Genomic DNA, 14060 nt, shown 5'->3' on the forward strand with positions numbered 1-14060 from the left:
TTCGGGCCCGGGGTGCGGCGAGGGCCCCCGTCGCCGGGGGCCCTCGTCGTGTGCTCAGGCCTTGCGGGCCCGGGTCGCCGTCTTCTTGGCGGTGGCCTTGACGGCCGCCGCCTTCGTGGCGGCCGTCTTGGACGTCGCCGTCTTGGCGGCCGTCTTCTTCGCGGTGGCGGCGGTCTTCTGGGCGGGTGCCTTCTTCGCCGCGGCCTTCTTCGTCCGGCGGGCCGCGGGGACGGTCACGCCGGCGTCGCTGATCCGGTCGGCGCCGAGGATCTCGCGGAGGAACTTGCCGGTGTGGCTCGCCGGGACCGAGGCGACCTCCTCCGGTGTGCCCTCGGCGATCACCAGACCGCCGCCGCTGCCGCCCTCGGGTCCCATGTCGATGACCCAGTCGGCGGTCTTGATGACGTCGAGGTTGTGCTCGATGACGATCACCGAGTTGCCCTTGTCGACCAGGCCGGAGAGGACCTTGATCAGCTTCGAGATGTCCTCGAAGTGCAGACCCGTGGTCGGCTCGTCCAGGACGTAGACCGTGCGGCCGGTCGAGCGCTTCTGGAGCTCGGAGGCGAGCTTGACGCGCTGCGCCTCGCCGCCGGAGAGCGTCGGCGCCGACTGGCCGAGGCGGACGTAGCCGAGGCCGACCTCGTTGAGGGTGCGCAGGTGGCGGGCGATGGTCGGGACGGCCTCGAAGAAGTCCAGGGCCTCCTCGATCGGCATGTCCAGGACCTCGGCGATGGACTTGCCCTTGTAGTGGACCTCCAGGGTCTCCCGGTTGTACCGGTCGCCGTGGCAGACCTCGCACGGGACGTAGACGTCCGGGAGGAAGTTCATCTCGATCTTGATCGTGCCGTCGCCGGAGCAGTTCTCGCAGCGGCCGCCCTTCACGTTGAAGGAGAACCGGCCGGGCAGGTAGCCCCGGACCTTGGCCTCCATCGTCTCGGCGAAGAGCTTGCGGACGTGGTCGAAGACGCCGGTGTAGGTCGCCGGGTTCGACCGCGGGGTGCGGCCGATCGGGGACTGGTCGACGTGCACGACCTTGTCGACGAGGTCGTCGCCGTCCACCCGCGTGTGCCGGCCGGGCACCGACCGGGCGCCGTTGAGCTCGCGCGCCAGGTGGGTGTAGAGGATGTCGTTGACCAGGGTCGACTTGCCCGAGCCGGAGACGCCGGTGACGGCGGTGAGCACGCCCAGCGGGAACGAGACGTCGATGTCCTGCAGGTTGTTCTCGCGGGCGCCGTGCACGGTGAGCCGGCGGCCGGGGTCCACCGGGCGGCGGATGTCCGGCGTGGCGATCGCGCGGCGGCCGGACAGGTACTGCCCGGTCATCGACTCCTCGTTGGCGAGGAGCTCCTTCAGGGAGCCGGAGTGGACCACCTTGCCGCCGTGCTCGCCGGCGCCGGGGCCGATGTCGACGACCCAGTCCGCGACCTTGATGGTGTCCTCGTCGTGCTCGACGACGATGAGGGTGTTGCCCATGTCGCGGAGCCGGACCAGGGTCTCGATCAGCCGGTGGTTGTCGCGCTGGTGGAGGCCGATGGAGGGCTCGTCCAGCACGTACAGCACGCCGACCAGGCCGGAGCCGATCTGGGTGGCGAGCCGGATGCGCTGGGCCTCGCCGCCGGAGAGGGTGCCCGCGGCGCGGTTGAGCGAGAGGTAGTCGAGGCCGACGTCGACGAGGAAGCGCAGCCGCTCGTTGACCTCCTTGAGGACCCGCTCGGCGATCTTCTTGTCGCGGGCGTTCAGCGTGAGCCGGGCGAGGAACTCGGCGCAGTCGCTGATGGACATCGCGGAGACCTCGGCGATGGAGCGGTCCATGACCGTGACCGCGAGGACGATCGGCTTGAGGCGGGTGCCCTGGCAGGTGGGGCAGGGCACCTCGCGCATGTAGCCCTCGAAGCGCTCGCGGCTGGAGTCGCTCTCGGCCTCGCTGTGGCGCCGCTTGACGAAGGAGACGGCGCCTTCGAAGGCCGGGGTGGTGTAGGCCCGCTCGCGCCCGTACCGGTTGCGGTAGCGGACCTCGACCTGGGTCTTGTGCCCGTGCATCAGGGCCTTCTTGGCGCGCTGCGGCAGGCCCGCGTACGGGATGTCCGTGCGGAAGCCGAGGGCCTGCGAGAGACCGCCGATGAGCCGGCCGAAGTACTCCTTGGTGTGGCCGTGCGACCAGGGGTGGATGGCGCCCTCGTCGAGGGACTTGTCCTCGTCGGGGACGACCAGCTCGGGGTCGACCTCCATGCGCGTGCCGATGCCGGTGCAGTCGGGGCAGGCACCGAAGGGCGAGTTGAAGGAGAAGGAGCGCGGCTCCAGCTCCTCGAAGGAGAGGTCGTCGTACGGGCAGTAGAGGTGCTCCGAGTACATCCGCTCGCGCTCGGGGTCGTCCTCGGGGAGGTCGACGAAGTCGAGCACGACCATGCCGCCGGAGAGTCCGAGCGCGGTCTCGACGGAGTCGGTGAGCCGGCGCTTGGCGCTGTCCTTGACGGTGAGGCGGTCGACGACGACCTCGATCGTGTGCTTTTCCTGCTTCTTCAGCGTCGGCGGCTCGCTCAGCTGTACGGTCTGGCCGTCGACCCGGGCACGGCTGTAGCCCTTGGTCTGGAGGTCGGCGAACAGGTCGACGAACTCGCCCTTGCGCTCGCGCACGAGCGGCGAGAGGACCTGGAAGCGGCTGCCCTCGGGCAGCTCCAGGACCTTGTCGACGATGGCCTGCGGCGACTGGCGCGAGATCGGGCGGCGGCACTCGGGACAGTGCGGCTTGCCGATGCGGGCGAAGAGCAGGCGGAGGTAGTCGTAGACCTCCGTGATGGTGCCGACCGTCGAGCGCGGGTTGCGCGAGGTCGACTTCTGGTCGATGGAGACGGCGGGCGACAGACCTTCGATGAAGTCCACGTCCGGCTTGTCCATCTGACCGAGGAACTGCCGGGCGTAGGAGGAGAGCGACTCGACGTAGCGGCGCTGCCCCTCGGCGAAGATCGTGTCGAACGCGAGGGAGGACTTGCCCGATCCCGAGAGCCCGGTGAAGACGATGAGGGAGTCACGCGGGAGGTCGAGCGAGACGTTCTTGAGGTTGTGCTCGCGAGCGCCACGGACGATGAGACGGTCGGCCACGCCGGTCCGCACCTTTCTTCAGAGAGCGGATGTGCCTGACACACCCAACAACCAAGGATGCCGGATGCTTCCATCGAGCCTATAGCACGCACATTCGATTTCCGGCCGCTCCGAGACCGCTTCACCCGAATGAGTGGCGGCGCTAGGGTCTGCGCCATGATCGACCACGAACGCGACCTTGCCTCCGTCCGCGAGGCGACCGACCGGCTGCTGGCCGCGGCCGCCTCCTGGGACAACGCGGCGGCGGCCGAGCCGTCACGGCTTCCGGGCTGGACCCGCGGCCACGTCCTCGCCCACGTCGCCCGCAACGCCGACGCCCTGGTGAACGTCCTCCGGGGCCTCCCCATGTACGCCGACGCCGCGACCCGCGACGCCGACATCGCGCGCGACGCCGCGCGCCCGCTCGACGTCCACCTCGCCGACCTGCGCGAGAGCGCCGACCGCTTCGCGGCCACGGGCGCCGAGCCCGCGGACTGGAGCCGCACCGTGGAGCTCCGCAACGGCGTCACGGACAGCGCCTCCCGCATCCCCTTCCGCCGCTGGGTGGAGGTGGCCCTCCACCACGTCGACCTGGACGTCGGCTACGAGCTGGAAGACCTTCCCGAGGAGTTCACCTCCCGCGAGATCGACTTCCTCGCCGAGCGCTTCACCGGCCTGGAGAGCGTCCCGGCGACCGTCCTGCGGGCCGACGGCGGCGGGACGTGGAAGACCGGCGGCACCTCGGGCGCCGTCACCGTCACGGGTCCGGCCGCCGACCTGCTCGGCTGGCTCGCCGGGCGCCGCGACGGATCGGGCCTCGCCACCGAGGGCGGACCGCTCCCGGAGCTGCCCCCGCTGTAGCCGCTCCCCTCCGCGGGCGAAGCTAGGCTGAGGCCATGACGTACAGCGGAGTGGTGAAGGTCGGCGGGGCTGCGGACGTGCACGAGCTGACCGACCTGATGATCTCGAAGGTCGCGGTCGGCCCGATGGACAACAACGCGTATCTGCTGCGCTGCCGGGCGACCGGCGAGCAGCTCCTGATCGACGCGGCCGACGACGCGGACACGCTCCTGACGCTGATCGGTGACGACGGCATCGCCGCCGTCGTCACCACCCACCGGCACGGCGACCACTGGCAGGCGCTCGCGGACGTGGTCGCGGCGACCGGCGCCCGGACGTACGCGGGCGCGTACGACGCGGAGGGCATCCCGGTCGCGACCGACGTGCCCGTCGAGGACGGCGACACCGTCCGGGTCGGACGGGTCGAGCTGACCGCCCGCCACCTGGTCGGGCACACCCCGGGCTCGATCGCCCTGGTCTACGACGACCCGCACGGCCACCCGCACGTCTTCACCGGCGACTGCCTCTTCCCGGGCGGGGTCGGCAACACCCGGAAGGACCCCGAGGCGTTCGCGAGCCTCCTCCACGACGTGGAGACCAAGCTCTTCGCGGTCCTGCCGGACGAGTCCTGGATCTACCCGGGGCACGGCAAGGACACCACGCTCGGTGACGAGCGCCCCCACCTCGCGGAATGGCGCGAGCGCGGCTGGTGACGCCCGGCGCGCACCTCCGGAGCTGCGCGCTTCCGCACGCCCCCCGTAACCCGGACGGCGGCGGGGTAGTTGGCGCCACATGCGCCAACGTCACGCTCCGTCGCCACCCTGCACCCCGTCGATGGGGCGGCTCGCCGCCGCCTCGCTCGTCGGCACGGCCATCGAGTTCTTCGACTTCTTCGTCTACGGAACCGCCGCGGCCCTCGTCCTGGGACCGCTGTTCTTCCCGACGTTCTCCCCGCTCGCGGGCACCCTGGCAGCCTTCGGCACCTTCGCCGCGGGCTTCCTCGCCAGGCCCCTGGGATCGGTCCTCTTCGGCCACGTCGGCGACCGGTACGGGCGGCGGCCGGTCCTCTTCGCCTCGCTGCTCCTGACGGGCTGCGCCACCGTCGCGGTCGGCTGCGTCCCCCCGTACGCGACGCTCGGCATCGCCGCCCCGGTGCTGCTGCTGGTGCTCCGCTTCCTCCAGGGCCTGGGCCTCGGCGGCGAGTGGGGCGGAGCGGTCCTGCTGACGGCCGAGCACGCCCCGGAGCGCCGGCGCGCGCTGTGGGCCAGCTTCCCGCAGATCGGCCCCTCGATCGGCTTCCTCCTGGCGAACGGCGTGATGCTGGCTCTCACGGCCGGGCTGAGCGACGCGGATTTCCGCTCCTGGGGCTGGCGGGTGCCGTTCTGGGCCGCCGGGCTGCTCGCGGCGGCCGGGCTGCTGCTGCGCCGCTCGCTGGCGGAGACGCCGCAGTTCGAGGAACTGTCCGCGACCGGGCGGCGGGCGGGCGCCCCGCTGGCCGAGGTGGCGCGCGACCACTGGCGTCTGGTGCTGCTGACCGCCGGCGCGCTCGCGGTCGGGTACGCCGTCTTCTACACGGTCTCCACCTGGGCACTGGCCTACGGCACCGAGCGACTCGGGGTGAGCAGCACGGTGATGCTGACCTGTGTGATGGCGGCGGTGGCGATCAAGGGGGCGACCACCCCGTTCGTGGCGCTGCTCGCCGACCGCTGGGGCCGGCGCCCGCTGTGTCTGGCGGGTTGCGCGGGGTCGGCGCTGTGGATGTTCCCGATGGTGGCGCTGCTGCACACGGCGGAGCCGCTGCTGATGTTCCTCGGCTTCCTGGGCGCGCTGCTGGCCTTCATCACCATGTTCGCCGTGGTCGCCGCGTACCTCCCGGAGCTGTACGAGCCACGGGTCCGCTGTACGGGCGCGGCGGTGGGCTACAACCTCGCCGGCGTCCTCGGCGGCGCCCTGACCCCTCTCGTCGCCACCGCGCTCTCCGACGGCGGCGCGGGCCCGCCCTGGGGCGTGGCGGCCTATCTGACGCTGGTCGCCCTGGTGAGTCTGGGCTGCTTCGCCCTGCTGCCGGAGACCCTGCCGGGGCGCTCCGGGGAGCGCTCGGACGCGGCGGAGGAGGCCGCGGAGGAGACGGCGGCGGTATGACGGCGGCGGTGACCGCCGCAGGCGGGACGGCGACGGCCGGCCGCGGGAGGGGTCCCGTGGCCGGCCGTCGCCGGGCGTGCCGCGTCAGGCTCCGATGCTGTCCTTCTCGGTGCCGTCGGCGTCGGCCAGGCTCTCCGCGGCCTCCCGGTCCGCCTGCCGCTTGGAGGCGATCAGGCTGGTGATCGTGGTGATCACCAGGACGCCGCAGATGAAGGCGAGGGAGAACGGGATGGAGATCTCCGGGACGTGCACCCCGGACTCGTGCAGGGCGTGCAGCACCAGCTTCACGCCGATGAAGCCGAGGATCACCGACAGGCCGTAGCTGAGGTGGACCAGCTTCTTGAGCAGGCCGCCGATCAGGAAGTACAGCTGTCGCAGACCCATCAGGGCGAAGGCGTTGGCCGTGAAGACGATGTACGGGTCCTGGGTGAGGCCGAAGATCGCCGGGATGGAGTCGAGGGCGAAGAGGATGTCGGTGGTGCCGATGGCGAGCATGACGACCATCAGCGGCGTCATCACGCGCTTGCCGTTGACCCGGATGAAGAGCTTGGTGCCGTGGTACCGGTCGGCGACGCCGAACCGCTTCTCGGCCATCTTGAGGAGGCGGTTCTCCTCCCAGTCGTCCTCCTCCTCGTCGGCGCGCGCCTCCTGGATGAGCTTCCACGCGGTGTAGATCAGGAACGCGCCGAAGATGTAGAAGATCCAGGAGAAGTTCGCGATGACCGCGGCACCCGCGAGGATGAAGACGGTGCGCAGCACCAGCGCGATCACCACGCCCACCAGCAGCACGCGCTGCTGGAGGTGGGAGGGCACCGCGAACTTCGCCATGATCAGGACGAAGACGAAGAGGTTGTCGACACTGAGCGACTTCTCCGTGATGTAGCCGGCGAAGAACTCCCCCGCCGCCTGGCTGTTGCCGAAGTACCACAGGCCGAGCCCGAAGAGTCCGGCGAGGACGATCCAGACGATCGTCCAGATTCCCGCTTCCTTGACCGACACGTCATGGGGCTTGCGCCCGATGAAGAAGTCGGCACCGATCAGGGCACACAGACCGAGAACGGTCAGCACCCACATGGTCATTGAAACGTCCACTGCGCCTCCGGCGTCGTACGGCTACTGATCAGCGTCGTCGCTGCCGGAGGTCTCTTCCACCCGAGCCGCGGACACCGCCGCCGGGCCGACGCCCCGGGATCGGACCCCGGGGGGATCCGTCCGTATTGACGGGTACGCCGCGCAATGGGGAGTACTCCCCTCCGCAGGAAAGAGAGTACCCGAATGACCAAGAGAAGGTAAAGAGCAGGGTAAAGAGCCCCCAAAAGCCCAGGTCAGAACCGCTTTCCATGGCGAGCTGCGGCCACCTGGGCCAGGACCTGGCGGAGGACCGAGCCGCCCGGGGGAAGCACCGGGGGTTCGTACGACCAGGCGTGGCCGACCCACGGGTCGGCGAGGTGGTCGTCGGCGACGGGGGTGAGCCTCAGCAGCGAGCGCCACAGCGGGTCGAGCAGCGGACCGTACGCGGCGGCGTCGGCGCGGTCGGCGACCATCAGCAGGTGCACGCCGACCGACGGGCCCTCGTCGGCGAGGTAGCGCAGCCGGGTGACCGCCCGGTCGTCGAAGCCGTGCGGGAAGTCGTGGACGACCAGCAGCTGCCGGGCCGTGTCGAGACCGGGCGGGAGGGCGTCGGCGGCACCGGCCCGCGACGCCATCTGGAGCAGGTCGACCCGCTCGGTGAGCTGTTCGAGGACGGCGGAGACACCGGAGGCACCCCGGGCCGGCGGGGCGGCCAGGACGCCCGTGTCCACGAGCGGGGCGAGCGCCGCCGTGCCCGCGCCCGCCGCGTCGAGGACGTGGACGCTGAACTCGCCGGCCGGGTGGGCGGCCAGCAGCCGGGCGGCGTGTGCCACCGCGCTGTCCAGGGCGAGCCGCCGCAGCTCCACCTCGTCGAGCAGGCCGGCGGCCTCGGAGTTCCCCCGTCCGCTGTCCACCCAGAGCCCGCGCTCCAGCGGGAGCCGGACGAGCATCGGGATCCGCAGGTCCGTGCGCTCGGGCAGGTGGAGGTCGCCCAGGCGGACCGCCATCGGCTCCTCGGCCGGGACGCGGTAGGCGTGCCAGACGGGGCTGTCCCAGCGGGCGTACGCGGGCGGCAGGGCCGGTTCGACGACCTCGGACTCGGCCGCGAGCTGGGCGAGGTCCCGGTCCAGGACCTCCTGGGCCCGCCGCACGAGCTCGTCGTGGCGGCCGCGGGCGGTGGCACGCGCCGCGTCGTTGGCGCCGCCGACGCGGGAGCGGTAGTCGGAGAGCGACTGGTCCAGCTCGCGGTCGAGCCGGGACTCCGCGAAGTCGCAGGCGCTGCGGTAGGCGGCGGCCGTACGGGCCAGGTCCTCGAACATCCCCCAGACCTGGTTGTAGAGGCGCTCGTCCATCGACCAGCCCGAGGCGTCCCCGGCGACGGGCACCGGCGGGGCCTGACGGGGCTCAGGCGCCTCGGACGGCCGTCGGCGGGGGTGGGCGTAGCTGATCGGGCCGGTGCCCGTGGCGGGCGTCGGCGCGCCCGTCGTGGGGGTGGCCGGGGGCGCCGGCGGCGGCGGGACGGGGTGCGGGTCCGGTGCGGCGGTCGGCGCGGACCCGACCCGCTCCGGCTCGGGGACGCGCAGCGGCGGCTCGGCGACGGCCGGTTCCGGGACGGCGGCGGGCTCCGGGGAGGCGGCCGCCAGGATGGACGCGGCGAGGTCGGCGGGACGGTCGAGGCCCTGGTCCCCGAGGAGGGCGGCGAGTCCGCCCTCGTACCCCTGGCCCATGGCGCGGACCTTCCAGGCGCCCTGGCGGCGGTACAGCTCCAGGGCCACGACGGCGGACTCCGTGTCGAGTCCGGTGATCGTGTAGCTGGCGACGTCCGCCTCGCCTCCGGCGGCGACGACGGCGACGAAGGGCGCGGCGAGGCCCCCGAAGCGGGTGGCTCCGGTGCCCGCCGGCAGCGCGAGGAGCACGGAGACCCGGTGGACGGCGTCGGAGACCGCCGCCAGGTCGACGGTGAGGCGGTGGTCGGCGGCGCACCGCACCGGGACGTCGACGCCGGGGAGCGAGGGCGTGCCGGGGTGGGCGACCCACTCCGCACCGGGGACCCGGCCGTTCTCGTCGCCGAGGGTGGCGCCGGCGACGACGGGGTGACCGGCCGACACCCGGATCTCCAGTCGGGTGTCGGGCAGGGGGTGGTTCTGTCCCCGGACCAGCTCGGCCGTCATCGACTCTGTCCCCTCAGCGTTTCCCGGTGCGGACCACGCGGATTGTTCGGATCATGTGGGACAGCTCCCGGCGGCCTGGTGCCTCCGGGAGCTGTGGGTGCCTGCGCGCCGTGACTACAGGTGCGGCAGGATCGCCGGCATCAGGTCCTGGAAGGTGCGGCCGTTGGCCGGGTTGCCCAGGGCGGTCATCTGCCAGCCGGAGCCGACCCGGTGGACCTTCGCCATGATCTGCGCGGTGTAGTTGCCGCCGCCGTCGAGGGTGTAGCGCGCGAGCTCCTGCCCGTTCGTCTCGTCGACGATGCGGCAGAACGCGTTCTGCACCTCCTGGAACGTCTGGCCGGTGAAGGAGTTCACCGTGAAGACGATCTGGTCGATGTGGACCGGGACCCGCTCCAGGTCGACGAGGATCGCCTCGTCGTCGCCGCCCTGGCCCGCGCCGCCGACGAGGTTGTCGCCGGTGTGCTTGACCGAGCCGTCGTCGCTGACCAGGTGGCGGAAGAAGACCACGTCGACCGGCTGCTTGTCGGCGAAGAGGACGGCCGAGGCGTCGAGGTCGATCTCCCGGGTGCGCGAACCGAAGAGACCGCGGCGCGGCGCGGCCTGCCATCCGAGGCCCATCCGCACCTGCGTGAGGCTGCCCCCGCCCCTCTTCTCCAGGCTGATGGCCTGACCCTTGGTCATGTTGACCGACACGCGATTGCCCCTCTCGTTGGCGTTCCCCGCGACCGCTGTTCCGGTGCGTGCGGTTGTCGAGCACCCTACGCAGCGCCACCGACACCGCGGAGGGGCGGTCCGGTTTTGTGTCGGTCTTGCAACACACCGGACCGCCGTCCGGTCAGGCGAGTCCCGCCTCCTTCATCTGGCGCAACTCCTTCTTCAGCTCTCCCACTTCGTCCCGCAGCCGGGCGGCCACCTCGAACTGCAGTTCCGCGGCCGCGGCGCGCATCCGGTCGGTCATCTCCTCGATGATCGAGGCCAGTTCGGTGGCCGGGCGGTCCCCCAGCTGGACCGTGGAGCCGGCCTTGCCCCGGCCCTTGGGCGCGTGGGCGGCGAGCGAGGGGACGGGGGCCTTGGCGCCCTTGCCCTCCTTCGCCTGGCGGTATCCGCTGCCGAGGAGCTCCTCGGTGTCGATCTCCTCGCGCGCGATGGTCGCGACGATGTCGTTGATCTTCTTGCGGAGCGGCTGCGGGTCGATGCCGTGCTCCGTGTTGTACGCGATCTGCTTCTCGCGGCGCCGGTTCGTCTCGTCGATGGCCTGCTCCATCGCCGGGGTGACCCGGTCCGCGTACATGTGCACCTGGCCCGAGACGTTTCGGGCGGCGCGGCCGATCGTCTGGATGAGGGAGGTGCCGGAGCGGAGGAAGCCCTGCTTGTCGGCGTCGAGGATGGCGACGAGGGACACCTCGGGCAGGTCGAGGCCCTCCCGGAGGAGGTTGATGCCGACGAGGACGTCGTACTCGCCGGCCCGCAGTTCGCGCAGCAGCTCGATGCGGCGCAGGGTGTCGACGTCGCTGTGCAGGTAGCGCACCTGGATGCCGAGCTCCAGGAAGTAGTCGGTGAGGTCCTCGGCCATCTTCTTGGTGAGGGTGGTGACGAGGACCCGCTCGTCCTTCTCGGTGCGCAGCCGGATCTCGTGGACCAGGTCGTCGATCTGGCCCTCGGTGGGCTTGACGACGACCTCGGGGTCGACGAGGCCGGTGGGGCGGATGATCTGCTCGACGAAGCCGTCGCCGCGCGACAGCTCGTACGTCCCCGGCGTCGCGGAGAGGTAGACGGTCTGGCCGATCCGCTCCTGGAACTCCTCCCACTTCAGCGGGCGGTTGTCGAGGGCGGAGGGGAGCCGGAAGCCGTGGTCGACCAGGGTCCGCTTGCGGGAGGCGTCCCCCTCGTACATCGCGCCGATCTGGGGCACGGTGACGTGCGACTCGTCGATGACGAGGAGGAAGTCCTCGGGGAAGTAGTCGATGAGCGTGTTGGGCGCGGAGCCGGGGTCGCGGCCGTCGAAGTGCATCGAGTAGTTCTCGATGCCGGAGCAGGAGCCGATCTGCCGCATCATCTCGATGTCGTACGTGGTGCGCATCCGCAGGCGCTGGGACTCCAGGTGCTTGCCCTGCTTGTCCAGCTCGGCGAGGCGGACCTCCAGCTCGCGCTCGATGTCGTTGACCGCGCGCTCCATGCGCTCGGGACCCGCGACGTAGTGGCTGGCGGGGAAGACGTAGAGCTCGCGGTCCTCGCTGATGACCTCGCCGGTGAGCGGGTGGAGGGTGGAGAGGGCCTCGATCTCGTCGCCGAACATCTCGATGCGGACGGCGAGCTCCTCGTACACCGGGAAGATCTCGATGGTGTCGCCGCGGACGCGGAAGGTGCCGCGGGTGAAGGCCAGGTCGTTCCGGGTGTACTGGATGTCGACGAAGCGGCGCAGCAGCTGGTCCCGGTCGAGCTCCTCGCCGACCTTCAGCGGGACCATGCGGTCCACGTACTCCTGGGGCGTGCCGAGGCCGTAGATGCAGGAGACGGAGGCGACGACGATGACGTCCCTGCGGGTGAGCAGGGAGTTCGTCGCGGAGTGGCGCAGCCGCTCCACCTCCTCGTTGATGGAGGAGTCCTTCTCGATGTAGGTGTCCGACTGCGGGACGTACGCCTCGGGCTGGTAGTAGTCGTAGTACGAGACGAAGTACTCCACCGCGTTGTTCGGCAGGAGCTCGCGGAACTCGTTCGCCAGCTGGGCGGCCAGCGTCTTGTTCGGCGCCATGACCAGGGTGGGGCGCTGGAGCTTCTCGATCATCCAGGCGGTGGTCGCCGACTTGCCGGTGCCGGTGGCGCCGAGGAGCACGACGTCCTTCTCGCCCGCGCGGATGCGCCGCTCGAGGTCGGCGATGGCCGCGGGCTGGTCGCCGCTGGGCTGGAAGGGGCTGACGACCTCGAAGGGCGCCACCGAACGTTCGATCTTGGAAACGGGCCGCATGGATCCACCGTACGACCCGGCACTGACAGGCGGGTGGTGATCGGCCCGGCGGCCGTCCGTCGGGTGTCCCGTCACCAGTCCTGGGAGCGGTGGCCGCCGCGGGGGACGCTCCGGCGCGCGGCGCGTCCGGCGGGGCGGGCGGTCCAGTTGGCGGGCTCGCCGTAGGACGGCACGTGGCGCGGGGCGGGCACCCCGGGGCGGTTCACGCCGCGGGCGTCGGACCGCTGCCAGTCCGGGTCTCCCATCACGAGCAGCGGGTCGAACATGACGACGACGGCGGCGAGGATGAGGAAGACCGCGGGGCCGATCAGCATCGGCAGCAGGAGCGAGGTGGCGGTGTCGCCGGTGCCGCTGCGGGGCTCGGCCCCGTGCAGGTGGACGCTGACCGCGGCCATGGCGGTGTAGTGCATACCACTGACGGCGACGCCCATCACGAGGCTCGCACCGAGACTGGCCAGAAACCCATGCACCGAAGCGGCCGCCCAGAGGGCCGCCGTGGCCGCCACGACGGCGATGACCACGGAGATCGCGACGGTGAGGGTGTCGTACTCGATGCGGCCCTGCAGGCGCATGCCGGCCATGCCGAGGTAGTGCATGGTGGCCACGCCGAGACCGGTGATCGTGCCGCCGGTGACCAGGGTGAGGGCGGTGGCGCCGCGGTAGCCGACGATGAAGATGCCGACACCGACCATGAGGACGGCGACGCCCAGGCTGGCGAAGGTCAGGGGGCGGTCGTAGCTCACGGGGGCCTGCTGGACCGAGAAGCCCATCATCGCGATGAAGTGCATCGTCCAGATGCCGGTGCCGATCGAGGTGGCGCCGAGGGCGAGCCAGCCGGCCTTGAAGCTGTCGCGGTGGCGGAGCGATCTGGTGGTGCACCTCAGCCCGAGGGCGCCGCCGAGGCACGCCATGAGAAAGGCGGCCACCGGCGTGACGAGCCCGTAGCTGAATCCGTCGACCGTGCCCTGCATGAGCGTCTGTCCTCCACCCCTGGTGCCACGTCGTCCGAAAACAGTCGGTACCGCTGGGTAGTACTACCGGGGCGAGATTATGGCGCGCCGGGGGCCCGGCGACCACGTGACCGGGGAATTGCCGTGGGTGAGACCTGAGCGAGACCGGCCCGTGATCTTGGAGGGCGGTGCCCGTGCCGCCGGCGGCCCGCGCCCTTCGGGCCCCCGTTGTCGGTCCCCGGCCGTACCGTGGACCGCATGGAGATCGAAACGGGGCCGGCGGGCGGGGCGGGGAACGCCCCGGCGGAGTGGACGGTCGTGGAGAGCGCCCTCGGGCCGCTCTTCCTCGCCGCCACCGCGCGGGGGCTCGTACGGGTCGAGTTCCACGCCGATCCGGCGCGGCGGGCCCGGATGCTCGGACGGCTGGCCGGACAGCTCGGCGCGGAGCCGGTGGAGCGCGCCTCGGGGCTGCTCGCCGAGCCGCTGCGCCGGCTCGACCGGTACTTCGCGGGCGAGCCCGACGACCTCGTCCTGCCCCTGGACTGGAGCCTGACGACCGGGTTCCACCGGCAGGTGCTGCGCGAGCTGGCGGCGACCGTCCCGTACGGCACGGTCGTGGGATACGGCGAGCTGGCCCGGCGCGTGGGGCAGCCGGGCGCGGCGCAGGCGGTCGGGGCCGCGATGGGCGCCAACCCCCTGCCCGTCGTCGTGCCGTGCCACCGCGTGGTGGAGAGCGACGGCGGGCTCGGCGGTTTCGGCGGCGGCCTGGAGACCAAGCGGCAGCTGCTGGCCCTGGAGGGCGTGCTGCCCGCACCGCTGTTCTGAGCGCGGGCCCGCCCCCGC

10 protein-coding genes are annotated in these 14060 nt (G+C 71.7%); 4 read left to right on the forward strand and 6 right to left on the reverse strand.

Annotation, left to right across the window (positions count from 1 at the left end):
- Positions 1-54: 54 nt before the first annotated feature.
- Positions 55-3099: an excinuclease ABC subunit UvrA gene (gene uvrA / locus ACZ60W_RS20170; protein WP_469756689.1), complete on the reverse strand. Its 3045-nt coding sequence runs from the start codon at positions 3097-3099 to the stop codon at positions 55-57.
- A 156-nt stretch (positions 3100-3255) separates the two neighbouring features.
- On the opposite strand from uvrA, the gene ACZ60W_RS20175 reads away from it, so the two are divergent.
- The 3 genes from ACZ60W_RS20175 (at position 3256) to ACZ60W_RS20185 (ending at position 6060) form a co-directional block, all read left to right on the forward strand.
- Entirely contained in the window at positions 3256-3939 is a 684-nt protein-coding gene (locus tag ACZ60W_RS20175; RefSeq protein WP_469756690.1) for a maleylpyruvate isomerase family mycothiol-dependent enzyme, read from the forward strand.
- 35 nt (positions 3940-3974) lie between these two features.
- Positions 3975-4631 (forward strand): MBL fold metallo-hydrolase, encoded by a 657-nt coding sequence (locus ACZ60W_RS20180; RefSeq protein WP_469756691.1) that lies wholly within the window; start codon positions 3975-3977, stop codon positions 4629-4631.
- Between the two features lie 121 nt (positions 4632-4752).
- On the forward strand, positions 4753-6060 hold the full coding sequence (locus tag ACZ60W_RS20185) for an MFS transporter (protein WP_469756692.1): 1308 nt from the start codon (positions 4753-4755) through the stop codon (positions 6058-6060).
- Between the two features lie 84 nt (positions 6061-6144).
- Here the strand turns inward: ACZ60W_RS20185 and ACZ60W_RS20190 are convergent, their stop codons facing one another.
- The 5 genes from ACZ60W_RS20190 to ACZ60W_RS20210 all read right to left on the reverse strand — a co-directional run bounded on the left by ACZ60W_RS20190 (position 6145) and on the right by ACZ60W_RS20210 (position 13238).
- Complete coding sequence (locus ACZ60W_RS20190) at positions 6145-7152, reverse strand: TerC family protein (RefSeq protein ID WP_469756693.1); 1008 nt, start codon at positions 7150-7152, stop codon at positions 6145-6147.
- A 233-nt stretch (positions 7153-7385) separates the two neighbouring features.
- Entirely contained in the window at positions 7386-9302 is a 1917-nt protein-coding gene (locus tag ACZ60W_RS20195; protein WP_469756694.1) for a TerD family protein, read from the reverse strand.
- 114 nt (positions 9303-9416) lie between these two features.
- Positions 9417-9995, reverse strand: coding sequence for a TerD family protein (locus tag ACZ60W_RS20200; protein ID WP_366302121.1), 579 nt, complete (start codon positions 9993-9995; stop codon positions 9417-9419).
- Between the two features lie 142 nt (positions 9996-10137).
- A complete protein-coding gene (gene uvrB / locus ACZ60W_RS20205) occupies positions 10138-12267 on the reverse strand; it encodes an excinuclease ABC subunit UvrB (protein ID WP_469756695.1) in 2130 nt (709 codons plus the stop codon).
- Between the two features lie 71 nt (positions 12268-12338).
- Positions 12339-13238 (reverse strand): MHYT domain-containing protein, encoded by a 900-nt coding sequence (locus ACZ60W_RS20210; RefSeq protein ID WP_469756696.1) that lies wholly within the window; start codon positions 13236-13238, stop codon positions 12339-12341.
- Between the two features lie 237 nt (positions 13239-13475).
- Here ACZ60W_RS20210 and ACZ60W_RS20215 point away from each other — a divergent pair, with 237 nt between their 5' ends.
- Positions 13476-14042, forward strand: a complete 567-nt coding sequence (locus tag ACZ60W_RS20215) for a methylated-DNA--[protein]-cysteine S-methyltransferase (protein ID WP_469756697.1) — start codon at positions 13476-13478, stop codon at positions 14040-14042.
- The last annotated feature ends 18 nt before the right edge of the window (positions 14043-14060 follow it).

Source organism: Streptomyces sp. NPDC104202 (genome assembly GCF_055584185.1).